General features: G+C 71.3%; 14 protein-coding genes. 3 read left to right on the forward strand and 11 right to left on the reverse strand.

Annotated features, from left to right (window positions below):
* The first annotated feature begins 154 nt into the window (after window positions 1-154).
* Together pulA and ABZ865_RS03320 are read left to right on the forward strand one after the other, a co-directional pair.
* The gene (gene pulA / locus ABZ865_RS03315; RefSeq protein ID WP_361222983.1) at window positions 155-5,554 is read left to right on the forward strand and encodes a pullulanase-type alpha-1,6-glucosidase; all 5,400 of its coding nucleotides are present in this window, start codon (window positions 155-157) and stop codon (window positions 5,552-5,554) included.
* 32 nt (window positions 5,555-5,586) lie between these two features.
* Entirely contained in the window at window positions 5,587-5,952 is a 366-nt protein-coding gene (locus ABZ865_RS03320; protein ID WP_361222986.1) for an isomerase, read from the forward strand.
* Window positions 5,953-5,968: 16 nt separating this feature from the next.
* On the opposite strand, the gene ABZ865_RS03325 is transcribed toward ABZ865_RS03320, so the two are convergent.
* The 5 genes from ABZ865_RS03325 to ABZ865_RS03345 all read right to left on the reverse strand — a co-directional run bounded on the left by ABZ865_RS03325 (window position 5,969) and on the right by ABZ865_RS03345 (window position 11,285).
* On the reverse strand, window positions 5,969-6,661 hold the full coding sequence (locus ABZ865_RS03325; protein ID WP_361224357.1) for a TetR/AcrR family transcriptional regulator: 693 nt from the start codon (window positions 6,659-6,661) through the stop codon (window positions 5,969-5,971).
* 60 nt (window positions 6,662-6,721) lie between these two features.
* The gene (locus ABZ865_RS03330) at window positions 6,722-7,744 is read right to left on the reverse strand and encodes a PDR/VanB family oxidoreductase (protein ID WP_361222989.1); all 1,023 of its coding nucleotides are present in this window, start codon (window positions 7,742-7,744) and stop codon (window positions 6,722-6,724) included.
* The gene (locus ABZ865_RS03335) at window positions 7,744-8,640 is read right to left on the reverse strand and encodes a metal-dependent hydrolase (RefSeq protein WP_361222991.1); all 897 of its coding nucleotides are present in this window, start codon (window positions 8,638-8,640) and stop codon (window positions 7,744-7,746) included. Before ABZ865_RS03335 ends, ABZ865_RS03330 begins: the two co-directional genes overlap by 1 nt.
* A gap of 136 nt (window positions 8,641-8,776) precedes the next feature.
* On the reverse strand, window positions 8,777-10,699 hold the full coding sequence (locus ABZ865_RS03340; RefSeq protein WP_361222994.1) for a hypothetical protein: 1,923 nt from the start codon (window positions 10,697-10,699) through the stop codon (window positions 8,777-8,779).
* A 49-nt stretch (window positions 10,700-10,748) separates the two neighbouring features.
* Entirely contained in the window at window positions 10,749-11,285 is a 537-nt protein-coding gene (locus tag ABZ865_RS03345; protein WP_361222997.1) for a tetratricopeptide repeat protein, read from the reverse strand.
* A gap of 79 nt (window positions 11,286-11,364) precedes the next feature.
* Between ABZ865_RS03345 and ABZ865_RS03350 the strand changes: the two genes are divergently transcribed.
* Complete coding sequence (locus tag ABZ865_RS03350; RefSeq protein ID WP_361223000.1) at window positions 11,365-11,763, forward strand: hypothetical protein; 399 nt, start codon at window positions 11,365-11,367, stop codon at window positions 11,761-11,763.
* A gap of 65 nt (window positions 11,764-11,828) precedes the next feature.
* On the opposite strand, the gene ABZ865_RS03355 is transcribed toward ABZ865_RS03350, so the two are convergent.
* The 6 genes from ABZ865_RS03355 to glnII all read right to left on the reverse strand — a co-directional run bounded on the left by ABZ865_RS03355 (window position 11,829) and on the right by glnII (window position 18,604).
* Window positions 11,829-13,388 carry a DUF1996 domain-containing protein gene (locus tag ABZ865_RS03355; RefSeq protein WP_361223003.1) on the reverse strand — a complete coding sequence of 520 codons (1,560 nt, stop codon included), beginning with the start codon at window positions 13,386-13,388 and terminating at the stop codon, window positions 11,829-11,831.
* A 197-nt stretch (window positions 13,389-13,585) separates the two neighbouring features.
* The gene (locus ABZ865_RS03360) at window positions 13,586-14,239 is read right to left on the reverse strand and encodes a response regulator transcription factor (RefSeq protein WP_361223005.1); all 654 of its coding nucleotides are present in this window, start codon (window positions 14,237-14,239) and stop codon (window positions 13,586-13,588) included.
* A complete protein-coding gene (locus ABZ865_RS03365; RefSeq protein ID WP_361223008.1) occupies window positions 14,224-15,495 on the reverse strand; it encodes a sensor histidine kinase in 1,272 nt (423 codons plus the stop codon). The genes ABZ865_RS03360 and ABZ865_RS03365 overlap by 16 nt, the downstream gene beginning before the upstream one ends.
* A 51-nt stretch (window positions 15,496-15,546) precedes the next feature.
* Complete coding sequence (locus tag ABZ865_RS03370; RefSeq protein ID WP_361223011.1) at window positions 15,547-16,566, reverse strand: SDR family oxidoreductase; 1,020 nt, start codon at window positions 16,564-16,566, stop codon at window positions 15,547-15,549.
* A gap of 60 nt (window positions 16,567-16,626) precedes the next feature.
* The gene (locus ABZ865_RS03375) at window positions 16,627-17,217 is read right to left on the reverse strand and encodes a winged helix-turn-helix domain-containing protein (RefSeq protein WP_361223014.1); all 591 of its coding nucleotides are present in this window, start codon (window positions 17,215-17,217) and stop codon (window positions 16,627-16,629) included.
* A 355-nt stretch (window positions 17,218-17,572) separates the two neighbouring features.
* On the reverse strand, window positions 17,573-18,604 hold the full coding sequence (gene glnII, locus ABZ865_RS03380; protein ID WP_361223017.1) for a glutamine synthetase: 1,032 nt from the start codon (window positions 18,602-18,604) through the stop codon (window positions 17,573-17,575).
* Window positions 18,605-18,771 lie beyond the last annotated feature (167 nt).

Consider the following 18,771-nt stretch of genomic DNA (forward strand, 5'->3'; position numbering starts at 1 on the left):
TCCGATCGGCGGTGAAATTTCTTACCGTTGGTTTCAAGTCTCTTGCTGTAAACCTTTCGGCGGCGGTACGGTCGCGCGGTCGCCCGGCAGCGGAGCCGCGCCGTGGCGTTGGGGTCGGACCCGAAAGAGCCGTAATCGCTAGGAGTTACCGCCTGTGATACCCAGATGGCCGGCGCCCCGCACGCGCCGTACGCCGCATCGCGGAAGGGCCGCGGCCGTCACCGCCGCCGCCCTCGCCGCCGCTCTGATCCAGCCAGTGGCCGCCCACGCCGCCACCCCGCCCGCACCCCCGTCGGACGCCCAACTGGCCGCCCAGCCGGCCCGGCACGACGACACCCGCGAGCAGTTCTACTTCGTCATGCCGGACCGTTTCGCCAACGGGGACACGTCCAACGACAAGGGCGGACTGACCGGATCCCGCCTGACCACCGGCTACGACCCCACCGACAAGGGCTTCTACCAGGGCGGCGACCTCAAGGGGCTGACCCGGCGCCTCGACTACATCAAGGGCCTGGGCACCACCGCCATCTGGATGGCCCCCATCTTCAAGAACCGCCCGGTGCAGGGCACGGGCAGCAACGCCTCGGCCGGCTACCACGGTTACTGGATCACCGACTTCACCCAGGTCGACCCGCACTTCGGCACCAACAAGGACCTCAAGACCCTCATCTCCGCGGCGCACGCCAAGGGCATGAAGGTCTTCTTCGACGTCATCACCAACCACACCGCCGACGTCGTCGACTACAAGGAGAAGGCGTACGACTACCTCTCCAAGGGCGCCTTCCCGTACCTGACCAAGGACGGACGTCCCTTCGACGACGCCGACTACGCCGACGGCAGCCGGAAGTTCCCGGCCGTGGACGCGGACTCCTTCCCGCGCACCCCGCAGGTCACCAGCCGCAGCAAGGTCCCGGCCTGGCTCAACGACCCGACGATGTACCACAACCGCGGTGACTCGACGTTCGCCGGCGAGTCCTCGGACCACGGTGACTTCTCCGGCCTCGACGACCTGTGGACCGAGCGCCCCGAGGTCGTCCAGGGCATGGAGAAGATCTACGAGCGGTGGGTGCGGGACTTCGCCGTCGACGGCTTCCGGATCGACACGGTCAAGCACGTCGACATGGAGTTCTGGACCCAGTGGGCCACCGCGCTGGACAGGTACGCGGCCGCACAGGGCCGTAAGAACTTCTTCATGTTCGGCGAGGTCTACTCCGGCGACACCTCCATCACCTCCCCGTACGTCACCCAGGGCCGCCTGGACGCCACCCTCGACTTCCCCTTCCAGGACGCGGCACGCCAGTTCGCCTCCCAGGGCGGCAGCGCGAAGAAGCTCGCCGGCGTCTTCGGCGACGACTACAAGTACACGTCCGGCAAGGCCAACGCGTACGAGCAGGTCACCTTCCTCGGCAACCACGACATGGGCCGCGTCGGGTACTTCCTCAAGCAGGACAACCCCAAGGCCACCGACGCCGAGCTGCTCGCCAAGGACCGGCTCGCCAACGAGGTGATGTTCCTCAGCCGCGGCAACCCCGTCGTCTACTACGGCGACGAGCAGGGCTTCACCGGCTCCGGCGGCGACAAGGACGCCCGCCAGACCATGTTCGCCTCCAAGGTCGCCGACTACCTCGACGACGACGAGATCGGCACCGACCGCACCCACGCGAGCGACGCCTACGACACCGGCGCGCCGCTCTACCAGGACATCGCCGCCCTCGCCAAGCTCCGCAGGGCCAACCCGGCCCTGACCGACGGAGTCCAGACCGAGCGGTACGCGGCCGACGGCACCGGGATCTACGCCTTCACCCGTACGGACGCCAAGACGGGCGCCGAGTACGTCGTCGCCCTCAACAACGCCGACACCGAGAAGTCCGCGACCTTCGCGACCGGCTCGGCGGACATGGCGTACCAGGGCATCTACGGCACGAACGGCACGCTGAAGACCGACGCCGACCGCAAGCTCACCGTCACCGTCCCGGCCGGCACCACCGTCGTCTACAAGGCCTCCGGCACCCTCGCCAAGCCCGCCACCAAGCCGACGATCACTCTGAAGGCCCCGGCCGCCGGAGCCACCGGCACCGTCGAGATCGGTGCCGACGTCGACGGCGGACAGCTCAACCGGGTCGTCTTCGCCGCCCAGGTCGGAAACGGCCGGTGGCAGACGCTCGGCTCCGCCGACCACGCCCCCTACAAGGTCACCCAGACCCTCGGCAAGAACGTTCCGTCCGGAACCGCCCTGCGCTACAAGGCCGTCGTGATCGACTCGGCCGGGCACACCGCGAGCGCCCTGGCGAGCAGCACCACCGGCACCCCGCCCGCGCCCGAGGTCCCCACGGCCTCCTCCCGGGACTACGCGATCGTCCACTACAAGCGCGCCGACGGCGACTACGACAACTGGGGCCTGTACGCCTGGGGCGACCTCGCGGACGGCGAGGCCACGAACTGGCCCGCCAGCCACCCCTTCACCGGCCGCGACGCCTACGGCGCCTTCGCCTACGTCAAGCTCAATCCGGGCGCCTCGAACGTCGGCTTCCTGGTCATCGACAAGGACGGCAACAAGGACGTCTCCGCCGACCGGTCCATCGACGTCACCAGGACGGGTGAGATCTGGGTCGAGCAGGGCAAGGCCGACGTCCTGACCCAGCGGCCCGACTATCCCGCGCAGGACACGACCAAGGCGGTCATCCACTACCACCGGGCCGACGGGAACTACGACGGCTGGGGCCTGCACGTCTGGACGGGTGCCGCGAACCCCACCGACTGGTCGAACCCGCTGAAGCCGGTGAAGACTGATGCCTATGGCGCGGTCTTCGAGGTGCCGCTCACCGAGGGTGCCACCAGCCTCAGCTACATCGTCCACAAGGGCGACGACAAGGACCTGCCCACCGACCAGTCCCTGGACCTCAAGGCCAACGGCCACGAGGTGTGGCTCTTGAACGGCCAGGAGAAGTACCTGCTGCCGCAGCCCGCGGGCAGCGCGGCCGCCGTCGACCTGACCACCTCCAAGGCGGTCTGGATCGACCGGAACACCCTCGCCTGGAACGGCGCCGACGGCGCCGCCTCCACCCAGCTGCTCTCCTCCCACGACGGCTCCATCGTCGCCAAGGGCGGCACGCTGACCAGTGACGACGAGCGCTGGCTGCGCCTGTCGAAGACCACGCTCACCGACGCCCAGAAGGCGAAGTTCCCGCACCTGAAGGACTACACCGCCTGGGCCGTCGACCCGCGCGACCGGGACCGGGTGCGCTCGGCCCTCGGCGGGCAGCTCGTCGCCTCCCAGCGTGCCGCGAACGGCGCGGTGCTGGCCGCGACCGGTGTGCAGATCGCCGGGGTCCTGGACGACCTGTACCCCGGCGCGACGAAGGCCGCCCTCGGGCCGGTCTTCCACGACGGCAGGCCGACCCTGTCCGTGTGGGCGCCGACGGCCCAGTCCGTCCACCTGGACCTCGACGGCACGGCCGTGAAGATGCATCGGGACAGCACGACCGGCGTGTGGTCCGTCACCGGCCCCGCCTCCTGGAAGGGCAAGCCCTACCGGTACGTCGTGAAGGTCTGGGCGCCCAGCGTCCGCAAGATGGTCACCAACAAGGTGACCGACCCCTACTCGGTCGCCCTGACCGCGAACTCCGAGCGCAGCCTCGTCGTCGACCTGAACGACAAGGCCCTCGCCCCGAGCGGCTGGTCGGGCCTGCGCAAGCCCAAGGCCGTACCGCTGAAGGACGCGCAGATCCAGGAGCTGCACATCCGGGACTTCTCCGTCGGGGACGCCACCTCGAAGCACCCGGGGACCTACCTGGCCTTCACCGACAAGGACAGCGACGGCTCGAAGCACCTGCGTGAGCTGGCGAAGTCGGGCACCTCGTACGTGCACCTGCTGCCGGCCTTCGACATCGCCACCATCCCCGAGAAGAAGGCCGACCAGGCCACCACCGACTGCGACCTGGCCTCGTACGCGGCCGACTCCGACAAGCAGCAGGAGTGCGTGGCGAAGATCGCCGCGAAGGACGCCTACAACTGGGGCTACGACCCGTACCACTACACGGTCCCCGAGGGCTCGTACGCCACCGACCCCGACGGCACCGCCCGTACCGTCCAGTTCCGCCAGATGGTCAAGGCGCTCAACCAGGACGGCCTCCGGGTCGTGATGGACGTCGTCTACAACCACACGGCGGCCGGCGGCCAGGCCGACACCTCCGTCCTCGACAAGGTCGTGCCCGGCTACTACCAGCGGCTCCTCGCCGACGGCAGCGTGGCCAACAGCACCTGCTGCGCCAACACCGCGCCCGAGAACGCCATGATGGGCAAGCTGGTCGTGGACTCGATCGTCACCTGGGCCAAGGAGTACAAGGTCGACGGCTTCCGCTTCGACCTCATGGGCCACCACCCGAAGGCCAACATCCTCGCGGTCAGGAAGGCCCTCGACGCGCTGACCCTCGACAAGGACGGCGTCGACGGCAAGAAGATCATCCTGTACGGCGAGGGCTGGAACTTCGGGGAGGTCGCCAACGACGCCCGGTTCGTGCAGGCCACGCAGGCGAACATGGCCGGAACCGGCATCGCCACCTTCTCCGACCGCGCCCGTGACGCCGTGCGCGGCGGCGGCCCCTTCGACTCGGACCCCGGCATCCAGGGCTTCGCGTCGGGGCTGTACACCGACCCCAACGGATCGGCGGCGAACGGCACGTCGGCCGAGCAGAAGGCCCGGCTGCTGCACTACCAGGACCTGATCAAGGTCGGCCTGAGCGGCAACCTCGCGAAGTACCGGTTCACCGACACCGACGGCAAGGAGGTGGGCGGCTCCGAGGTCGACTACAACGGCGCCCCGGCCGGCTACGCGGACGCGCCCGGCGACGCCCTCGCCTACGTGGACGCGCACGACAACGAGTCGCTGTTCGACGCCCTGACCTACAAGCTCCCGAAGGACACCTCCGCGTCCGACCGGGCCCGCATGCAGGTCCTGGCGATGGCCACGGCCGCCCTCTCGCAGGGCCCGGCCCTCTCCCAGGCGGGCACCGACCTGCTCCGCTCGAAGTCGCTGGACCGCAACTCCTTCGACAGCGGCGACTGGTTCAACGCCATCCACTGGAACTGCGCCGACGGCAACGGCTTCGGCCGCGGGCTGCCCCCGGCCGCCGACAACCAGTCCAAGTGGACCTACGCCAAGCCGCTGCTCGGCACGGTCAAGGTCGGCTGCCCGCAGATCACCGGCGCCTCGGCCGCCTACCAGGACCTGCTGAGGATCCGTACGACCGAGCACGCGTTCTCCCTCGGCACGGCCACGCAGGTGCAGGACCAGCTGTCCTTCCCGCTGTCCGGCAAGGACGAGACGCCCGGCGTGATCACCATGAAGCTCGGTGACCTCGTCGTCGTCTTCAACGCCACCCCGCAGGCGCAGGAGCAGCACGTCGGCACCCTCGCCGGGACGCCGTACACGCTGCACCCGGTGCAGGCGGCCGGCGCGGACGAGGTGGTGAAGACCTCCTCCTACGCGGCCGGCTCGGGCACCTTCACCGTCCCGGCGCGGACCGTGGCGGTGTTCACCCGGGCGGCGAAGTAGGGTCGGTCCGTCGTCGTAGAACAGGAGTGCCCATGCCGCAGATCACCGTCGACTACACCGCCGTGCTGGAGGACTCGGACGCCTTCGACATGGACGGCTTCGCCCGGGCCCTGCACGAAACGGTCGTCGAGATCGCGGCGGCCAAGCCGGAGGCCTGCAAGACGCTGTTCCGGGACGGGCTCTCCGCCTACGGATACGAGCCGATGGACCGGCAGCCCGCCATCGTCCACGTGACCATCGGTCTGCTCGCCGGACGCAGCGAGGAGACCGAGGCGAGGCTGACGGAGGCCGTGCTGGAGCTGCTCCGCACGCATGTGGCGGCGGAGGACGGGGTCACCCTGCACGCCTCCGCCGAGGTCCGCGAGCTGGATCCGTCGTACCGGAAGTTCGACCGGTAGCGGATCCGGCGGGCCCTCAGGGCGCCAGGGACAGCAGCCGGCCGACGAGCTCCGCGAAGGGGCCGTCGGCCGGCTCGTCCTTGACCATGGTGCGCAGCAGGGCGGCCATCTCCTCGTCGTAGGCGGCGCTGACCGCCGCCAGCGCGGCGAAGTCGTGCACGAGCTGGAGTTCGAGCTCGCCGCGCGGGATGCGCCGGCCGTCCAGCCAGATCAGCGCCGTCGACTCGGCGAGCGAGATCCAGGAGCGGACGACCAGCTCGAGGCGCGGGGGCGCGGCGGTGACGCCCAGGTGCGAGAGGATCTGCTCGTAGGCGGCCTGTCGTACGGAGTCGATGAGGGCGTTGGTCGCCGAGACGTGGTCCTTCGCGCCGACCCCGTCCGCGGAGACCGCCGGGCCGCCGCGCATCAGCGCGGAGAAACCGGGCCCGTGCTCGTCCACGAAGTCGAAGTAGCGGCGCATCACCCGCAGCAGCCTGGCGCCCAGCGGGCCCTCGTGCGGCTCCGCGAACCGGGCCGCCAGATCCTGCGAGGCACGCTTCAACGCGGCCTCGTACAGGCTGAGTTTGCCGGGGAAGTAGTGGTAGACCAGCGGGCGCGAGATGCCCGCCGCCGACGCTATCTCGTCGATGGAGACCTCGTCGGGCGAACGTCGGCTGAACAGGTCGAGGGCGACGCCGATCAGCTGCTGCCGCCGCTCCTCGACGCCCATCCTGCGGCGAACCCCGGTACTCATGCGAACACCTTACCGACCGGATTCGGCCCCCCGTGTTCACATGTCGAGCACCAAGCGATCGCTCCGGGCCCGCGATACGCAGATCAGCATCGACTCGTGCCGTTCCGCATCCGTCAGCAGCTCGTCCCGGTGATCCACCTCGCCCTCCAGCACCCGCTGTTGGCAGGTCCCGCAGAAGCCCTGCGCGCAGGAGTAGGCGGTGTCGGGCAGTTCCCGGCGCACGGCGGCCAGCACGGTGGAGCCGGCCGGGACCGTCAAGGTCCGTCCGCTGCGGCGCAGTTCGACCTCGAACTCGTGGTTGCCGTCGGCGGAGGTGCGCGGTGCGAACCGTTCGAGGCGGACCTCCGGGAAGCGTTCCTCGACGGCTGACATGAGCCCCTCCGGCCCGCAGCAGTAGACGACGGCTCCCTCCGGCACCCGCAGCGCGTCGAGATCGGGCCGCCCCTCCACCACGGTCACCCGGTCCCCGCCCAGCTTCTCGACCTCCTCCAGGAACGGCATCGACGCCCGCGTCCGACCGGCGTACAGCAGCCGCCAGTCCGTGCCTTCGGGAAGCGCCCGCAGCATCGGCAGCAGCGGGGTGATGCCGATACCGCCCGCGACGAAGACGTACGACGGCGCCTCGACCAGCGGGAAGCGGTTCCGGGGCCCGCGCACCTCCAGCTCCATGCCCTCCGTCACCTGCTCGTGCGCCTCACGCGAGCCGCCCCGCCCGTCCTCGACGAGCCGGATCGCGACGGTGTACGACGAGGTGTCCTCCGGGTCGCCGCACAGCGAGTACTGCCGCACGAGCCCCGACGGCAGCACGACGTCGAGATGCGCACCGGGCTCCCAGCGGGGCAACTCCGAGCCCTCGAGCCGGAGTTGCGCGACCCCGTCGGCCGCCGTCTCGTGCGAGGTCACCAGCAGCCTCAGCGCCCGTGAGCGAGGCCGGCCCGAGGTCGGCTCCTCCAGCGCGGGCATCGGCCACAGCGGCGACGCCTGGATGCGGCGCCGCAGGGCCCGCCGGGTCAGCAGGGCGGCGCCCGCGACGAGCGCGACGGTACGCAGCTTCGGCATCACCGCACCGCCTTCTCCGCGGCGAGCGCGGCGGGGGAGGAGGCCAGGTAGGCGACCGCCTGGGCGGTGGAGCCCTCCTGGGAGGGGTGATAGGCGTGGTTCAGATAGCGGGGGATGGACCTGAGCATGGCGCCGGTCGAGGGCAGGGTGCCCCGGCGGCCGCTGCGGTAGAACTCCGTGAACGAGGCCTTGCCGTCCACCAGGCTCGGGTCGTTCTCCATGAAGAAGCGGGCCCCGCGCTGCCACAGGAACACCAGCGCCGAGAAGGCCAGCGCCCAGGTGCGCACCCGGCGCCGGTAGCTGCCGTCGACGTGCAGGAAGAGGTCGAAGGCGACCGAGCGGTGCTCGACCTCCTCGGCGCCGTGCCAGCGCAGCAGGTCCAGCATGGTCGGGTCGGCGCCGCGCCGGTCCAGCTCGGCCGCGTTGAGCACCCAGTCGCCGAGGAAGGCGGTGTAGTGCTCGATGGCCGCGATCAGCGCGACCCGCTCCAGCAGCCACCAGCGACGCGCCTTCCCCGGGGGCAGCGTGCGGTCGCCGAGCAGCTTCTCGAAGAACCAGTCGACCTGTGCGGTGTACGGCGTCGGGTCGAGGCCCCGCTCGCGCAGGTGCGGCAGCACCTCGTCGTGGGCCTGGGAGTGCATCGCCTCCTGCCCGATGAAGCCGAGCACGTCCTCGCGGAGCCGGTCGTCCCGGATGAGCGGCAGCACCTGCTTGTACACATGCACGAACCACCGCTCGCCGGCGGGCAGCAGCAGGTGCAGCACGTTGATGGTGTGCGTGGTGAACGGATCGCCGGGCACCCAGTGCAGCGGCGTGTCCTCCCACGAGAAGGACACGTTGCGGGCCTTGAGCGGGATGCGCTCGGACTCCACCGGCCGGGCCTGCGTGTTAGACATGGCGTCAATGTACTGATGGGTAGGCTGTCTGAGAACCCCTGCGGACGGCCTTGTTTACATCAGTGTCACCAAGCGGTCGCCGGTGCCGACACCGCCGATGCCGGCGCCGACGACACCGATGACGCCGACGCCGTGCCTATCGCAACCCGCTGATCCGCCGCCCGTCCGCGAGCGTCCCCTCGAGGTCGGCCCGGGCCCCCTGCTCGGCGCGAGCCGCCAGCAACGGCCCCTGCCCGGACGCCGTGACCCCACCCGTCGACCGGATCGACGACGTCTCCTTGCTGCCCGCGGCCAGCAGGTACCAGTTCCCGGCCTTCGACTTCCACAGCACCCCGGCCAGCACATGCGGGTCGCGCGGACCGCACGCCGGCACGTCCGTCGCCTTGGCCACGACCGCCCCCACCGGCCCGCCCGGCGTCCGGAACTGCGCCAGCGCGGCCGTGCCGTCGCCGCGCCACGTCTCGGCGCGCGTGCACACCCACTCCCCGCTGCCGCTCGCGTCCGGCAGCGGCTGCTGCGCGTACGCCCACGCGTTCACGCTGCGCACCCCGGCGGAGCGCGCCACGGCCAGCGAGCAGGCGAACGGCGCCCAGTCCCGCAGCCCCTCCGCACCGGACGCCTCACCGGTCCGGCCCGGCCGCCCGGCGGTGAGATGGGCGGGCACCAGCTCGCCGAGGTCGGTGGCGAGCCGGGTGCCGTCGGCGCCGGTCAGCTGGAGCACGTCCCAGGAGGTGCAGCCGCCGGAGCGCAGCGCCGGGCTGTCCATCGACGCGGTCACGCCGTCGGTCAGGGCGAGCGCGGTCGGCGTCGCGTCCGGCTTCATCAGATCCCGCTCGGCGGCCTTCTTCACCCAGGGCGCCGTCAGATAGCGGACGTTGCCGTCGGACCGGCCGAGCACCAGCGCGCTCGCCTCCGCGCCGCTCGCCCCGTCGACACGGGCGAAGTCGAGCGCCGCGCCCTCGGTGCCGTCCGCCGGCTCGGCGTAGCGGGCGATGCGCAGGCCGTCGTAGAGGATCACCACGCGCGCGTTGTCGACCTCGCCCGCGTACAGCAGCTGGGGCGGGCCCGCCGGGCCCCCGGTCTGGGTGCCGGGGGTCGCCGAGACGCGCACCGTCCCGCCCGGGCGGGCCCAGACGGCTAGGGCGCGGCGCAGCAGCTCCTTGTCCCCGGTGAGCGGGCCGCGCGCGGGCCACACGGAGAAGTCGGTGCGCGCCGAGGACTCCCAGGCGGTGGGGGCGACCCGGACGAGCTTGCCGGGGTCCAGGGCGGCCTCGGCGGCCGGGTTCTCCGCGTAGACCGGCGCCGCGGCGCCGTCCGGGCCCCAGCCCCCGCCCGGCATCGCGACCAGCGCACCGCACACCGCGAGCGCGGCGGCCGCGGCGAGCGCCGCCTTGCTGTGCTGGCGGCGGCGCATCAGGTCGGTGGGGCGGGCCTGGAGCGAGCAGGCGTCGAACTCGGACGAGGCCAGCAGCGTGTACTGCTCGGGCACGCTGTTCGCCTCGGCCAGCGCCTTCTCGGGTCGGGTGACCCCGGCCGCCTTGAGGACCTTGCGCACGTCGGGGTCGGTCAGCCCCTCCAGACCGCGCAGCACGTACGCGGCGCGGGCGGCACCGGACAGCGCGGACAGCCGCTGGTCCAGGGCGAGTTCGTCGGCGCCGCCGGAGCGCGGGAACAGCCGCAGGCCCCACACCCGGGGCAGCGGCGCCGGCAGCTGCGCGCGCGTGGGCAGGCCCTTGCGCGGGCGGGCCGCCTCCAGGGCCGTACGCAGCACCCTCAGGCGGACGAAGCCGTACCCGGGGTCGCCGTCCCGGCCGGTGGCCTGCGCCGGGATCAGCGGCGTCTGCTTGCGGCCCCGGGGCAGGGCGCGCTGGACCAGGGCGTGTGCGGTCAGCACCCGGCGCCCCCGGCCCAGGCCCGGTGGCAGCACCAGGTAGGCGAGCCGGACCAGCCGTGGGTAGTGCTCGACGAGCGCGGCCTCGGCCTGCTCGACGTCGACGACCGGGCCATCGGCCCCGGCGGAGGCACGTGTGTGACGCTGGGCTACATCCTGTGACTGCACGTTCGGGAAAACGAGCGAGCCGTTGATTGGTCACCGCCAAGCGGATGACTCACGCCTCCGGATCGACCAGCGCCCGCGCGTAGTTGGCCATCGACCGCTGGTAGCGGGGCAGATGAGGGGCCAGAGCGCCGAGTACGAGGGACAGCCCCTCGCGGTCGCGGCCCAGGCTCGACAGACACAGGGCGAGACACGCCCGTACCGCGTCGTCCAACTCGTCGGATGGTGCGTCCAGTTCGGGGGTGAGCAGCTTGACGCCCTCCTCCGCCTGCCCGATGTTCCGCAGTGAGGACGACAGCTGGATCTTGGCCCGGCGCCCCTTGTAGCCGTCCAGGCCGCGCGCCAGCGCCTCCCGGTACAGCGGCGCCGCCTTGTCCGAGTGCCCGGTGGAGTCCCAGGCGCAGGCCTGCTCGAACGGGCCCAGCGGGCTGCCGTCCGGGAGCTCGGCGACGAGCGTGTCGATCAGGGCGCGGAACTCGGCCGCCCGCTCCTCGGGGTACTCGTCGAAGGTGGCCCAGGCGGCGGCCACACGATCTTCCCAGTCTCGGTTCACCGGCACACCCTCGCACACACGTGCCCACCCCGGCATCGGATTTGAGCACAGCCCGCCCCGGAGCCGTATCCGAAAGGACTGCGGCATGCTTGGCCCACCAGGACCGGAGGAACGGATGAGGTTGACAAGGGCGCTGCTCGCCGGCGCGGCGGCACTCACGCTGGCGGGCTGCGGAGCGGGCGGCGACACCGAGGCGGTGCCGCCCACCGCCACCGGCAGCCTGGAGAGCCTGGCCGCCGAGGTGAAGTGCAAGCCGAACATGCAGACCGACGCCGACGAGATCCGCCAGGCCCTGTGCCGCAACGGCGACGGCAGGTTCGTCCTCGCCACCTTCGCCACCGACCGCGGCCAGCGCGAGTGGATCAACGACGCCAAGGACTACGGCGGTTACTACCTCGTCGGCCGCAAGTGGGTGGCCGTCGGCGACGACGGCGTCGTCAAGGCACTGCGCACCACCCTCGGCGGCGACGTCGAGGTCGGCGCCAACCACCACGCCCACGCCCACGGCGGCTGACCTGGCTCGGGCACACGAAAAGCGGGCGGTGGGAGATTCCCACCGCCCGCTTTCCCGGGGGGTGACTACGCGCAGCGCTGTCCGGTGTTGATGCAGTTGGCGATCTTGTTCGCCAGGCCGCCGGTCGTGACGCTGATGAAGTCGTCGTGGTCGGTGGCCGGCTTGTGCAGCTGCTCCGGGAACCCGTCCACCGCGTAGGCGTTCTTCACCTGGCCGTTCTGGATGGTCGGCGGGGTGATGTTGTACACCAGTCGCATCGTGAGCTGCGGGATCGCCTTGAAGCCGTTCTGGCAGTTGCCGTTGGCGTCCGCGAAGGCCACGTGCGTGCGGTGGTTGGCGCTGTCGATGTTCTGCCCGTCCCAGCAGCTCTGGAAGGCGAACGTGCGCACCACCTGGCTGCCCTGCGGGCAGATCGGGTACTGCGTGGTCAGCTGCACCTTGTTCTCGAAGCCGGTGCAGCTCCAGTGCGCGTTGGCGTTGGCCAGACCGTTGGTGGTGGTCTTGGCGTCACCGGTGATGATCCGCAGGAACTGCGGCATCGCCACGACCTTGCTGGTCGGGCTGCCCACGTACTTGATCTGGGCCCGCACCGGCGTCAGGATCTTGCCGACGTTGCCCTCCTTGCCGCCGCCGTCCTTGTTCTGGTCGAAGTCCTGCGTGCCGTCCTGGACGCGGACCACGGGCCAGTAGTACGACGACAGGTCGTTCCGGTTCTGGCAGCTGGTGCCGCCCTGCAGGAACGTCTGGTTGCTGGAGAACGCGTTGACCTTCTGGTTGCCGACGTAGTCGTGCAGGTGGTGCGCGCCGTTGGCCACGCCGGGCGCCACGATCACGTTGTCGGTGTTGTGGTTCTTGTTGGCGTTCACGCCGCAGCGCGTGGTGAACGTACCGGTCGACGCGTTGCCGTTCCTGGCCGGCTTGGCCGGCACGTTCGGCTGGACCTTGGTGATGTCCACGAAGTCGGCCGCGACCGGACCGTTGCCGGCCTGCCCGCCCTGCTGCTGCCCGCCACCCTGCTGCTGGCCGCCTTGCTGCTGGCCGCCCTGCTGCTGGCCACCCGTCTGCTGCTGCCCGCCGGTCTGCTGCTGACCACCGGTGTTGTTCTGCTGGTCGCCCGTGCCGGTCTGGCCGCCGGCGTTGGTCTGGTTGGCGGGGCTGCCGGTACAGGTGGCGAGGGTGTTCAGATCGGCCGGCGCGGTGCCGCCGACGCGGGTGATCTCCAGCTTGATCCGGTCGAGGATCGCCTGCCGCCGGTCCTTGAGCGGCTGCAGGATGGAGTTCTGCACGAAGCTCGCGTCCCTGGCCTGCGCGTCCCGCGTGGTCGCCAGCCGCTGGTAGGCGTCGGTGATCTGCCGGTCGAGGTTCGCCAGCTCCCCGGCCACCTCGGTACGGGCCTGGGCCGGCACGTTCGTCAGCTTCTGCCCGACGTCCGGGCAGGAGATCGTCGCGACCTGCGCCGTCGCGGCCTTGGTCTGGTTGCCTCCCCACGACTGGTTGTTGGACTCGTGGGCCGAGGCATAGAAGTTGGCCCAGATCAGCCCGCCCCCACCGAGCGCTAGGGCCGCCGATGCGGCAATGGCCTTGGTGGCCAGCGGCGTACGGCGTTTTCGTGTGTTGCGTCCCATGGAACTCCTCTGACTTCCTTGCGGGGCAGCATCGAGGCGCCCGACAGGAGTGAAGCGGCGTCCTTCCATACGGACGCCGCCTCAGTGGTGTTCAGCCGTCCCACAGATTTCGTCGGAGGATCACGGTGCCCAGGGCGTCAAATGGCCTGTGAGCAGCGGAAGTTAACGTGTTCCGGATTACGGTTCGGCATGACGGTTCAGCGGTCGCGGTCCAGGTAGGCCAGGACCGCCAGGACGCGGCGGTTGTCGTCGTCCGAGACCTCCAGGCCCAGTTTGGTGAAGATGTTGGAGGTGTGCTTTGCGATGGCCCGTTCCGTCACCACCAGTTGTGCCGCGATCGCCGCGTTCGAGCGGCCCTGTGCCATCAGCTCCAGCACCTCCAGCTCGCGCGGGGTGAGGTTGCCGAGGGGGCGGTCCGCGGCCGCCCTGCGGGACAGCAGCTGCTGGATGACCTGCGGGTCCATCGCCGTACCGCCCGCCGCGACCCGTCGTACGGCGTCCACGAACTGCTCGGCGTCGAAGACCCGGTCCTTCAGCAGATAGCCGACGCCGCCGGTGCCGTCGGCAAGCAGCTCGCGCGCGTACAGCTGCTCGACGTGCTGAGAGAGGACCAGCACCGGCAGCCCGGGCCGCTCCCGGCGGGCGTGCAGCGCGCACTGCAGGCCCTCGTCGGTGTGCGTGGGCGGGAGGCGCACGTCGACCACGGCGACGTCCGGCTCCAACTCGGCCAGCGCCCGGGTGAGTTCGGGGCCGGACTCGACGGCCGCCGCGATCTCGAAGCCGTAGGCCTCCAGCATCCGGACCAGGCCGTCGCGCAGCAGGAAGAGGTCTTCGGCTAGGACAACGCGCACGGGATCTCCATGGTCACCAGGGTGGGACCGCCCGCGGGGCTGCTGACGGCCAGGACGCCGTCGAATGTACCCAGTCGCCGCTCGACCCCGGCGAGCCCCGAGCCCGCGCCGACCGTGGCGCCGCCCCTGCCGTTGTCGGTGACCGTGATCCGCAGCATCCCGTCGGTGTGGTCCAGGTCCACCCAGACCCGGTCGGCGCCGGAGTGCTTGACGGCGTTGGTGAGCACCTCGCTGACCGCGAAGTAGGCGGCCGACTCGACCGGCGCGTCCGCCCGGCCGGTCAGGTCCACGGTCACCTCACTCGGCAGGGGCAGCCGTAGCGCCAACGCCTTTACGGCGTCGCCGAGTCCGCGCTCGGCCAGCACCGGCGGATGGATGCCCCGGACCAGGTCGCGCAGCTCCTCCAGGGCCTCGACGGAGTTCCGGCGGGCCTGGGACAGCAGCTGCTTCGCCTGCGCGGGGTCCTTGTCGAGCAGCATCTCGATCGTGCCGAGGTCCATGCCCATCGCGACCAGCCGGGCCTGCGCCCCGTCGTGCAGGTCCCGTTCGATGCGGCGCAGCTCGGCGGCGGAGGTGTCGACGGCGTCGCGCCGGGTCTCGGTCAACACGCGTACCCGCTCGACGAGTTCGCCCCGGCCGGTGTCGAGCACGGCCCGGGTGAGCGTGAAGTGGGCCTTCAGCAGGCGCGGCGTGAGGCGGTAGGCGGCGACCAGCAGGACGGCCGCGGTGGCGGCGGCGCCGAGCGCGGTCGGCTGGTCGGTGACCGGCACGAAGCCGTACCAGTAGGTCTGGCCGTCGTCGAGCACCCGCCACAGCCCGGCCGCCACCGCGAACCCCTCGAAGGGATACAGGAAGAGCACGGCCGGGAGCAGCGCCGTGACGAACCCGGCCGTCATGTCCACCGGCAGCCACAGCACGTCCCGCCGCACCTGCGGGTCGCGCAGCAGGGTGAAGGTGCGCGTCCAGGGGTTCGCGCCGGCCGGGACGGGCTCGTAGGCGGACGGGATCCGCACCCCGCACCACTCCGCCGCGAGCTCCCGGCGCTTGTCCGCGAGGGCGCGCACCCCGGTCAGGATCGCCGGAGTCGTGACGAGGCCGACGCCGACCGGGACGAGCGCGACGGAGACCAGAGTCAGGACGAGGAACAGCACGGACATGGGCAGCACGGCCACCGCAAGTGTCAGTCCCTGAACGGCGGCCAGTGCTGTCTCCCGGGTCCGCGCACGGACCCCGCTGCTCTTCGTGTCGGTGTTCATGCCACAAGTCTCGCGGACCCGACGGCCCCGGTCACGGGGCGAAGGCCCACGTCAGGGGGTGGTGCCAGGTACACCGTCGGCGTCCGCCAGCACCTTCGCCTCCACCGTCGGGTCCAGCCCCACCGGCGGACGGTCCGGGCGCTGTGGCGCGGTGCCGCCGATCGACTTCAGCCAGGCCCAGGTGTCGGCCACGGTCTCGGTCACGGGCCGGCAGCGCAGGCCCGCCCCGACGGCCCGCGAGACGTCCGCGGCGTGCAGGGCGTCGTGCATGTCGGTCCCCGGCGGCACCCACACGGGCAGCTGGGTCCACGGCTCGATGCCCGCGGCGAGTACGGCGTCCGGGTCGGTCCAGCGCAGCTCGGCGTCCGCGCCGGTCGCGCTCACGCACGCGTCGAGCAGCTCGCCCATCGTGGCGTGCCCCTGCGGGCTCAGCAGGTTGTACGGCCCGCTCAGCCCCGCCCCGGCCGCGTCGAGGATCCAATCGGCGAGGTCGCGGACGTCGACGTACTGCAGGGGCAGGTCCCGCGGGCCGGGCGCCAGCACGGGTCCGCCCCGGGCGATCCGGGTCAGCCACCAGGGCAGCCGGCCGATGTTCTCGTACGGCCCGAGGATCAGCCCCGCCCGCACGAGCAGCGAGCGGTCCGCGCCGAAGGCGTCCAGCACGGCCAGCTCGCCGCCCCGCTTGTCCTGCGGGTACTCGGTCTGCTCCGCGTCGGCCGCGGCGCCCTCGACCAGCGGCGCGTCCTCGGTGTACCCGGCGGGCGGGGCCCACGCGTACACCGAGCAGGTCGACACGTACACATACCGTTCGGCGCGGTCCCGCAGCAGCCGCGCCGCGTCCCGCACCGCGCGCGGCGCCCGCGACCAGGTGTCGACGACGACGTCCCACTCGCCCCCGGCCAGGGCGGCGAGCCCGTCGGGCGCGGTGCGGTCGCCACGCAACGCCGTCGTCCCCGGCAGGGGTTCGTGCCGTCCCCGGTTGAGGACGGTGACGTCCCAGCCCCGCCCGAGGGCCGCCTCCACGACGGCCCGCCCGGCGAACTCCGTACCACCCAGCATCAGAAGTCTCATACGGGTGACTCTGCCCGCCGGGGCCGTGGAACGGAACGGGACTCTGCTCTCAGCAGACGATCAACGCCCGGTCGGCGGGGTGTACTTGTAACCGACCCGGCGCACGGTCTGGATCGCCTGGCGGTGCTCGGCGCCCAGCTTGCGGCGCAGCCGGGCGATGTGGACGTCCACGGTGCGGCCGTCGCCGACGTGGCCGTAGCCCCACACGGTGGTGACCAGCTGGTCGCGGGTGTGCACCCGGTGGGGGTGCGCGACCAGGTGGGCGAGCAGTTCGAACTCCAGGTAGGTGAGGTCGAGTTCGCGGCCGTCGACGCGGGCGGTGCGCCGCGTGGAGTCGATCCGCACCAGCGGTTCGGCGGCGCCGGTCTCCGCGGTCTCCTCGGTCTCCGGCCGGTCCGGGACCGCGACCGGCAGGAACGGGGGCTGCTGGTCGGCCGGGACCAGCACCAGGTAGCCGACCATCGGCGGCCGGCCGGGGAGGGTGGGCAGGGTGTGCTGCGGCGCGGGCAGCCAGGTGGCGCCCGGCGGCAGGAAGTCGGCCACGTCGACCACCTCGTCCCGGTCGACGGCCCGCAGTCGGTGCCGGGCGGCGTTCGCCGGGGTCGGGGCGGTGAGGGTGGAAGTACCGGAAAGGGAACGGGAGGTCGCCATGAGAGGTCAGCTCTTTCGCGCGAAGGTCCGTCGGAGGACGTACGTCGGTGCGCGGCGGCCGAAGACCGGGGTGTACGGCTTCAGAGGGCCCGCGCGCTCGTCGCGCGGCAACACAGCCGGTCGAAGTCGTGGTGCTGACGGGAAGGCCAGAACGGCTCGAGGTCATGGCGACCCGTCGCTGTGTACTTCTGGAAGCTGGCCATGCCCCCATTGAAGCAGACGGAGGGGCGGGAGCGGACCCTCCTTTCACTGGTCGGACACTCCCGTGACACAGCGAAGGGGCGCCCACCGTCACGGTGAACGCCCCTGGCGTGCTTGGGGATCAGGCGTGGATCAGGCCTGGTTCAGGCCCGGATCAGACCTGGCCGGCCTTCTCCAGGGCGGAGCAGCAGGTGTCCACCAGGAGGCGGGTCACCACGTACGGGTCGACGTTGGCGTTCGGGCGGCGGTCCTCGATGTAGCCCTTGCCGTCCTTCTCGACCTGCCACGGGATACGGACCGAGGCGCCGCGGTCGGAGACGCCGTAGGAGTACTTGTCCCACGGGGCGGTCTCGTGCAGACCGGTCAGGCGGTCGTCGATGCCGGCGCCGTAGTTCTTGACGTGGTCCAGCGGCTTGGAGCCCTCACCGAGGGACTCGCAGGCGGTGATGATGGCGTCGTAGCCCTCGCGCATCGCCTTGGTGGAGAAGTTGGTGTGCGCGCCCGCGCCGTTCCAGTCGCCCTTGACCGGCTTGGGGTCGAGGGTCGCGGAGACGCCGAAGTCCTCGGCGGTGCGGTACAGCAGCCAACGGGCCACCCACAGCTGGTCGGAGACTTCCAGCGGGGAGAGCGGGCCGACCTGGAACTCCCACTGGCCCGGCATGACCTCGGCGTTGATGCCGGAGATGCCCAGACCCGCCTTCAGGCAGTTCTCCAGGTGGGCCTCGACGATCTCGCGGCCGAAGATCTCGTCGGCGCCGACACCGCAGTAGTAGCCGCCCTGCGGGGCCGGGAAGCCGCCCTCGGGGAAGCCGAGCGGGCGGGCGCCGTCGAAGAAGGTGTACTCCTGCTCGATGCCGAAGATCGGCTCCTGCGCGGCGAACCGCTCGGCGACCTCGGCCAGCGCGGCACGCGTGTTGGACGCGTGCGGGGTCATGTCGATGTCGAGGACCTCGCACAGCACCAGGATGTCGTCGCCGCCGCGGATCGGGTCCGGGCAGGTGAAGACCGGCTTGAGCACGCGGTCCGAGGAGTGGCCCTCGGCCTGGTTGGTGGAGGAGCCGTCGAAGCCCCAGATCGGGAGCGACTCGAGACCGGCCGGAGCACCCGTGATGATCTTCGTCTTGGAACGAAGCTTGGCCGTCGGCTGGGTGCCGTCGATCCAGATGTACTCAGCCTTGAAGGTCACGGGGGCCACATCCTTCGGGGGTGGTCGGGCGCACTCGGTGCGGGTGCTGCGGGTGCTGCAACGTGTGTGCTGCGGCGCTGCGGCACCAGGGCGCCGCGTCGATCTGCCCGGCAGCCTGTCAACAGGCGATTTCCCGTCCGTTGCCCGTATGTGAACCCCGTGTTACC

The organism is Streptomyces sp. NPDC047085, assembly GCF_040643735.1.
GTDB lineage: Bacteria > Actinomycetota > Actinomycetes > Streptomycetales > Streptomycetaceae > Streptomyces.

Excerpts from the sequence above, each read along its gene's own strand:
- ABZ865_RS03320 (WP_361222986.1), top strand. The coding sequence starts at position 5,587 with ATGCCGCAGATCACCGTCGACTACACCGCCGTGCTGGAGGACTCGGAC.
- ABZ865_RS03325 (WP_361224357.1), bottom strand. The coding sequence starts at position 6,661 with ATGGGCGTCGAGGAGCGGCGGCAGCAGCTGATCGGCGTCGCCCTCGAC.
- ABZ865_RS03330 (WP_361222989.1), bottom strand. The coding sequence starts at position 7,744 with ATGCCGAAGCTGCGTACCGTCGCGCTCGTCGCGGGCGCCGCCCTGCTG.
- ABZ865_RS03335 (WP_361222991.1), bottom strand. The coding sequence starts at position 8,640 with ATGTCTAACACGCAGGCCCGGCCGGTGGAGTCCGAGCGCATCCCGCTC.
- ABZ865_RS03345 (WP_361222997.1), bottom strand. The coding sequence starts at position 11,285 with ATGCCGGGGTGGGCACGTGTGTGCGAGGGTGTGCCGGTGAACCGAGAC.
- ABZ865_RS03350 (WP_361223000.1), top strand. The coding sequence starts at position 11,365 with ATGAGGTTGACAAGGGCGCTGCTCGCCGGCGCGGCGGCACTCACGCTG.
- ABZ865_RS03355 (WP_361223003.1), bottom strand. The coding sequence starts at position 13,388 with ATGGGACGCAACACACGAAAACGCCGTACGCCGCTGGCCACCAAGGCC.
- ABZ865_RS03365 (WP_361223008.1), bottom strand. The coding sequence starts at position 15,495 with ATGAACACCGACACGAAGAGCAGCGGGGTCCGTGCGCGGACCCGGGAG.
- ABZ865_RS03370 (WP_361223011.1), bottom strand. The coding sequence starts at position 16,566 with ATGAGACTTCTGATGCTGGGTGGTACGGAGTTCGCCGGGCGGGCCGTC.
- ABZ865_RS03375 (WP_361223014.1), bottom strand. The coding sequence starts at position 17,217 with ATGGCGACCTCCCGTTCCCTTTCCGGTACTTCCACCCTCACCGCCCCG.